Below are 5,265 nucleotides of genomic sequence, written 5' to 3' on the forward strand. Positions count from 1 at the left end.
AGGGCGTCGGCTACGGTCGGCGCTATCCTTCCCCGCCCTGAAGGACGGGGCTTGCCGCGCCTTTTGGTCAATACAGCTGCGTCTTGACTCCGCTATGGTGGCGCTATGGTGAATAGAGGGGTGGGAGGATGGGTTGAGAGCGGCGATGGCAACAACAGACGTGACGGTGGTGGTGAAGATCGGCACCTCCAGCCTGACAGATACTCAGACCGGCTTGTTGCGTCTTTCGGTGTTGGGGCCGCTGGTGGAGGTGCTGACCCACCTGCGCAGGCAGGGGTATGCGGTGATCTTGGTCTCCTCTGGGGCGGTGGGGGTGGGCTGTGCTCGCCTTGGCTGGCGGCAACGACCGACGGCTATTGCCGAGAAGCAGGCGGTGGCTGCGGTGGGACAGGGGCGGTTGATCCGCCTTTACGATGACCTCTTCTCGGCTCTGAACCAGCCAATTGCCCAAGTGCTGCTCACCCGCGGCGATCTGGTGGAGCGCAGCCGCTACGTGAACGCCAATCGCACTTTTGCCCAACTGCTGCAGATGGGGGTTATTCCCATCGTCAATGAAAACGACACGGTGGCAGTGGAGGAGCTGAAATTCGGCGATAACGACTCGCTTTCGGCGTTAGTGGCCAGCATGGTGCAGGCCAAGTGGCTTATCCTGCTCACCGATGTGGACAAGCTCTATTCGGCTGACCCCAACCGAGATCCCTCTGCCCAGCCCATTGAGCGGGTGTTGCCCGGGATCCCGCTACAGGTGAAGGCCGAAGCCCAGGGGAAAAGCGGCTGGGGCACCGGCGGCATGGCCACCAAACTGACCGCTGCTCAAATTGCTACAGCTGCAGGGGTAACGGTGGTGATCACCAATGGCAAACGGCCTGAGCAAATTCCGGCCATTCTGGCCGGCGAGGCCATCGGCACCCGCTTTGATCCGGCTCCTCAGCCCGCCAGCGCCCGCAAGCGATGGATTGCCTACGGCCTCATCCCCGAGGGATCTTTGACTTTGGATGAGGGGGCGGTACGAGCGGTGTGCGAGCAAGGGCGCTCGCTGTTGCCGGCAGGGATCACAGCCATTTCTGGGGAGTTTGAGGCGGGGGCTGCCGTGCGCCTGTGCGATCCCAGCGGCCAGGAGGTGGCGCGGGGCCTGGTGAACTACAGCGCCGAGGAGCTGCGGCAGATTAAGGGCAAAAAAACCGCCGAGATTCCCCGCATCCTGGGCTATGAAGGGGTTGATACTGCCGTCCACCGGGATAACTTGGCCTTGCTCAATTGAGGCCATGGGTGAGGCCATGGGGGCGAGTCCAGGCGCGGTGCTCTGCACCACTAGCACGAATGGCTACAACGGCGGGATCCCAACGCCTATTCTTCCAACTGCCAGGGATCCTGAGCCAGCACCTCATCGAAAACCCGCGGGGGGCGCACGGCCATCAGCACCTGGCCCAACAGGGGAGAGGAGGGCGAGTCTTCTATCCACTCCACCGCCAGGGATCCGGCCCGATCCACCAGGAAAAATCCCGCCATCTGAGCTCCCTCCCAAACCCGAGCGGCGCGATCGACCACCAGCAAAACCGGATCCTGTTCTTCACCGGCAGGCACCGGCAAACCCAACAGGGATCCCAAAAGCCGGTTTTCCACCTGAAGGATCACCGGATCCCCGGCCTTTTGAATCACCGGCCAAGCAGGCAAGGCCATCCAAGTCTGCTCCGCCGGGCTGTTGACCCAGCCAAAGGGCCCTTGCGGCTCGCTGGGGGGGATCCCTTCCCAGGCGGCAGTTGCAAGAGGCAGGGATCCGGCCACCGGCAGCAGTCGCGGCAGATCTTCTTCCAGGCGAAACACCGACAGCTTGGGCAAAACGCTACGTTGGGATCGGGAGCCAGCAGTAACTGCAGACAAAAGCTGCTCCACCTGCCGGCGGGCTGTATCGCTGTGGACATACTGAAATGCTCGACCGATAGCGCGAGTTCGCTCCTGCAGATCGCGGGTTTGCTGGGCCGTCCGCCAGGCTTGATAGGCCACCGCATCGCCGGGGTGATCCGTAAACCCTTCCGGGAGCTGTTGGAGCTGGGCATAATTTTTCACGGCGCGGGCGATCTCATGAGCATCAGCGGCATGCAAATGGCGACTGAAGATAAATTCCGCCACCCGAACCCGATCCTGTGGAGAGAGAATGCGCAACTCGTAGAGGATATCGCTGCCTTTATGGGCAAAATGCCCCAGAACTTCTGGGCTGGCTCCTGCTTTGGCCATCCCTTCGTAAACCTGGGCCGCAACAAGGATCTGGTTTTGGTGAATGGGCTCAAACCCGGTTGCCTCGAAGATGGCCTGGGGAGTCATTTTCTGTCGTTGCAAAGCTTGACAGGCCTTGGCCCAATCCAGCCACCGGCCCTCTTTGCGGCGCAGCCGCTCTACCAACAAGCTGGGATCCTCCTCCACAGCAGCAGGTTCCGGCAGATACTGACTCATGCTTGTTCTCCAACAGGCTGGACAGATCACCACTCCCCTGGTCCACAGCCCAGCAGAGCTGGCCGGGCATCTAGCCAAACTTGATCTTCAAACTTGATCTTAGGGCTGATAGCGGTTCTGGCCGAGTCCGGTCGCGACAGCGGGACGGAGTCCTTGGCGAAACTCTAGATCGCTGGGTCGCACAGCATCACCTGGGAAGGCTGTCCACTCACCGGCAAGCAGTTCAGATCCAATTGCCAAAGCTGAGACAGGTGAGATTTCTCTGCTTTGGGCACCTGCAGCCAAATCTTGCCCCTTTGGCCCACCTGCAACACCTGTGAGCCGTTAGGCACAGCTACTTGGGCCAAGGGATCCCCTTTTTCACTGTACAGCCAGAGGGAAGTGGATTGCTCGCCCTCTCGACACAGCAGCAGCACGCCCCAAGGGGCCTTGGCCATCTGGACAGGTTGCCCTTTCAAGAACCAGCGGCGCACCCGCAGCGGATTCACCTGCACCGAGTGGAGATAGGGGCAGCAACCTTGCTGGCCTTCCCTTCCCTCATCTGTTGCCGCAAAGAGCAACCGTTCTCCCAAGCTGATCACCCCCCCTTGGGGATCCAAGGGCAGGCGATAGCGAATGGGCTGGGATCCCGTCTGCAGAGACCAACCGGTTGCGACAGTGGGATGGTGTCCCTTGGGATAGGGCAAGAGGCTCATCTCCACCCACTGCTGCCCCACACCTGTCAACAAAACCAGATGCTCCGAGAGGGCCAGCAAGCGGGACAGGGATCCCTGCCAAGGCCAACGAAAATAGCAGCGGGAATCGGGGAAAGGCTGTGTTCCTGTCGACGTGGCCGGCTGCCATTGTACGGCCCCCAACTCTTGGGCGGTGGCCCAGACCAGCTCCTGTCGCTCTGCCAGCCAGGTGGCCTGCCAATCCTCCTCAAAGCTGAGCAAGGTGCGGATGCGGCTGGGGCTGAGGTGCAAAAGGCTGCTTCGGGAGAAGGCCAGGGCTTCCGGGAAGGTGTTCAAGGGCAGCACCGCCCGAATTGGCTCGTCCAGGGAAAAACGGGCCAAAGCAGGGGATCCCAGGGCAAGGTTCTGGAGCTCCAGCCATTCCAGCCTCTGGGGGGTCACCCGCAACAGCAGCGGGGATCTGGAGCCGCTGGGATCCTCGCAGATGCAGAACTTTTGCTCGGCCAGGAACCCCATCCCGCCAGTGTCAACAGAGCCCAGATCCGGCAGATCCCAAACCTGTACCCCAGGGGGCGGCCATCTGGGCAGGCGAGGGCCAACCCAACAACTGGCCGGCTCTTGCCACTCTTGGGCAACCACCGCCAAAGCCGACCGCATTTGGGCAGCAGTGCGGAACCGCCGCAAGGGCAACTTGCGTAGGGCTATCTCCAGCACCTCCCGCAGCGGGGCAGGGATCCCTTCGGGACAGACAAACGGCTGGTTGAGGTGGGCGTGCATCAACTGGCCGGGGGATCCGGAAAAAGGCCGCCGGCCTGTCAACAGCTCCAGCAGGATGATCCCCACCGCGTAGAGATCCGAGGCAGGGCTAAACTGACCGTAGAAGCGCTCGGGAGCCATGTAGGCAGGGGATCCGGTGGCGCTGATCTCATCGGGAAGAGGCTGGGAGTGGCGGGCAATGCCAAAGTCTGTCAGCTTCAGTTGCCAGCCCTGGGGCGTGGGCTTGAGCAGGATGTTCTCGGGCTTGACATCGCAGTGGATCACCCCCTGCCGGTGGGCATGATCTAACCCGGCCAAAATCTGATCCACAAAGCCCAAAACCTGCTTGACCGGCAGCCACAGCCCTTGCTCCACCTGGTCGATCAGCTCCCGCAGCGTGCCTCCCTCGCAGTACTCCAACACCAGGTAGCGACCTTCGCGGGCATGTTCGAGGGCGTAGCAGCGGGTAATGTTGGGGTGGTTGAGGGTGAGCAGATGGCGCAGCTCCCGCAGCAGATTTTGGGTGGGAAAGCGCTCCGCCGGCAGCTCCTTCAGGGCCACCAGGTCTCCTCCTTGACGGGGACGGGCACAGAATACACGCCCGTACTGCCCTTGGCCGGCCAAACCCAACATTTGGTAGCTATCGTGAATCGACTTGAGGGTACGGCTGCGTCGGGACACGGCCCTAGCCCACGAGGAATCAATACCGGCACTTTACATCTTTATTTTGCTCTTTTCGTTCCCGTCTTGGCTCAGGTTCCAGAACAACGAGCCCAGCAGCAGGTCTGCCGAACTCCCACCGGAAAGCCTAAGAGCCGGTCAACTGCTTGAGCAGCTCCGCTGCGTGGGTTTCCACCTTGACCTTGGTGATAACGGCCTCGATCTTCCCCTCCGGATCAATAACAAAAGTGGTGCGGTGAATGCCGTTGTACTCTTTGCCCATGAACTTTTTCGGCCCATAGACCCCGTAAGCCCTGGCCACCTTGGCCCCCTCATCCACCAACAGGGGGAAGGGCAGTTGCAGCTTCTGGGCAAATTTTTGGTGGGAACGGGCATCGTCGGCGCTCACCCCCAAGATGGCGATGCCGTGGGCTTGATAGTCAGCGTAGGCATCCCGAAAGCCGCAGGCTTCTTGGGTGCAGCCGGGGGTGTTGTCCCGCGGGTAAAAATAGAGCACCACCCGCTGTCCCCGCAACTGGCTCAAGCTGATGGGATTGCCCTCGGCATCGGGCAGGGTGAACTCCGGAGCCGGATCCCCAACGGCAAGGGGCATGGGTGGGATCCCTCCTCAGACCGATTTTTTGGGAGAGAGAATCATCGTGATGTTTCGCCCTTCCTTTTGGGGGGGCTGCTGCATTTCCGCCACTTCTTGTAAGTCTTTGAA

The 5,265-nt window shown here is 61.2% G+C and carries 4 protein-coding genes; 1 reads left to right on the forward strand and 3 read right to left on the reverse strand.

The window, feature by feature from the left end:
- The first annotated feature begins 145 nt into the window (after positions 1-145).
- On the forward strand, positions 146-1,261 hold the full coding sequence (gene proB, locus NW837_RS06350) for a glutamate 5-kinase (protein ID WP_041436197.1): 1,116 nt from the start codon (positions 146-148) through the stop codon (positions 1,259-1,261).
- Positions 1,262-1,347: 86 nt separating this feature from the next.
- Here proB and raf1 read toward each other — a convergent pair whose 3' ends face one another.
- The 3 genes from raf1 to bcp form a co-directional block, all read right to left on the reverse strand.
- A complete protein-coding gene (gene raf1 / locus NW837_RS06355; RefSeq protein WP_414329935.1) occupies positions 1,348-2,451 on the reverse strand; it encodes a RuBisCO accumulation factor 1 in 1,104 nt (367 codons plus the stop codon).
- A 164-nt stretch (positions 2,452-2,615) separates the two neighbouring features.
- On the reverse strand, positions 2,616-4,562 hold the full coding sequence (locus NW837_RS06360; RefSeq protein WP_414329937.1) for a serine/threonine-protein kinase: 1,947 nt from the start codon (positions 4,560-4,562) through the stop codon (positions 2,616-2,618).
- A gap of 127 nt (positions 4,563-4,689) precedes the next feature.
- The gene (gene bcp / locus NW837_RS06365) at positions 4,690-5,154 is read right to left on the reverse strand and encodes a thioredoxin-dependent thiol peroxidase (RefSeq protein ID WP_011432174.1); all 465 of its coding nucleotides are present in this window, start codon (positions 5,152-5,154) and stop codon (positions 4,690-4,692) included.
- Positions 5,155-5,265 lie beyond the last annotated feature (111 nt).

It is taken from the genome of Synechococcus sp. R6-10, assembly GCF_047461815.1.
Classification (GTDB): Bacteria; Cyanobacteriota; Cyanobacteriia; order Thermostichales; family Thermostichaceae; genus Thermostichus.